The organism is Paenibacillus glycinis (genome assembly GCF_009909185.1).
In the GTDB taxonomy this organism is placed as follows: Bacteria; Bacillota; Bacilli; order Paenibacillales; family Paenibacillaceae; genus Paenibacillus_Z; species Paenibacillus_Z glycinis.
Genome location: NZ_JAAAMV010000054.1, coordinates 1 through 1,299 on the forward strand (window position 1 = coordinate 1; position 1,299 = coordinate 1,299).

Genomic DNA, 1,299 nt, shown 5'->3' on the forward strand with positions numbered 1-1,299 from the left:
TGGTCATACCCCCGTCAAGTAGACAAATGAAAAAAGCTAAGCAGCCAACGCGCATCGATACTCAATCGGTGCGCGTTGTTTTAGTTTGGCTTGAAAGCGGTGGTAGTTGTAGTAATAAATGTACTCCTCCACCGCTTGCTGAATTTCTGCTCCTGAATTAAACTGTTTGAGGTACAGCTTCTCTGTTTTGAGATGCGAAAAGAAGGATTCGATGCATGCGTTATCCAGGCAGGTTGCTTTGCGAGAGTGGCTGCCTTTAACGCCGAATGCCTCTAATCGTGTGTTGTACGCTTGAGACGTGTATTGGAAGCCTTGATCCGAATGGAGCACGGCTTCCGAGACGTCTCTTTTTCTTGTCCATTGCGTGATGGTATCCAGCACGAGTTGAACATCGTTACGTTTGGACAATTGCCAAGCAACCACCTCGTTGTTAAATAAGTCTTGAATGACGGACAGGTAATGAAAGCTCGTTCCATCAGAAATATAAGTGATGTCGGTTACCATTTTCTGCTGCGGCGCCGTGGCGTGGAATTGACGGTTTAAGCGATTCGGATACACAACTGAAGGAGCGTAACTGGATTGCTTTCGTTTCTTTCGAATGATGGATTGAATGGATAATTCTTTCATAATTCGATGTACTTTCTTGTGATTCACGTTGTAGCCAGCCTCCCACAAGGCTGTCGTCATGCGAGGATAGCCGAATTCTGGATGTGCAAAATGAATGCCCATCATATGCTCCTTAATCTCATGATCGTTGTCTTGCTTTGCCTCGCGCTGCGGCCGTGTGGCTCGCCATTTGTAATAACTGGACCGTGGTATTCCCGCAATGGCTAACAAGCCTGTAATGCCGTGCAAGGGGCGCAGTTCCTCCATTATTCCGTAGTTTTCTCGCTGGCTTGGCGCTTCTCCTTTATTAGATTTGGATACCGCTTTTTTAAGTAATCCACCTGCGCCTTCAGGTAGTCTCGTTCTTCCTCAATGCTGTCAAAGGTTGTGCGAGGACGTCCCTTCAGTGGGTTTAGCTCGTTGTCTTTCCGCTCATCGAATGGCTCCCCGTTTTGCCATTTCTTCACCCAAACTTTCAATTGGGAACAGTGACGAATGCCTTCTCGTTCAGCTATGACCTTGTAACTTGCTGAGCCTTCAACATATGCTCGGACCGCCTTCAGTTTGAACTCTTCAGAATACGTCTGAAATGTTTGTCCTTTTTTAGCCATAAAATATCCCCTCCAAGTGGCACTCAAAACTTCATGTTAACACGAGGTTTTTTTGAGTGTCTACTTGAAGGGGATAATACCA

General features: G+C 46.2%; 1 protein-coding gene and 1 pseudogene. Both read right to left on the reverse strand.

Annotated elements, in window-relative coordinates; translation table 11 throughout:
- Positions 1-36 precede the first annotated feature (36 nt).
- Positions 37-879: pseudogene (locus GT019_RS31495) on the reverse strand (IS3 family transposase); the annotation flags it as partial.
- Positions 873-1,217 (reverse strand): transposase, encoded by a 345-nt coding sequence (locus GT019_RS32785; RefSeq protein WP_407945121.1) that lies wholly within the window; start codon positions 1,215-1,217, stop codon positions 873-875. The gene GT019_RS32785 and the pseudogene GT019_RS31495, both read right to left, overlap by 7 nt.
- Positions 1,218-1,299 lie beyond the last annotated feature (82 nt).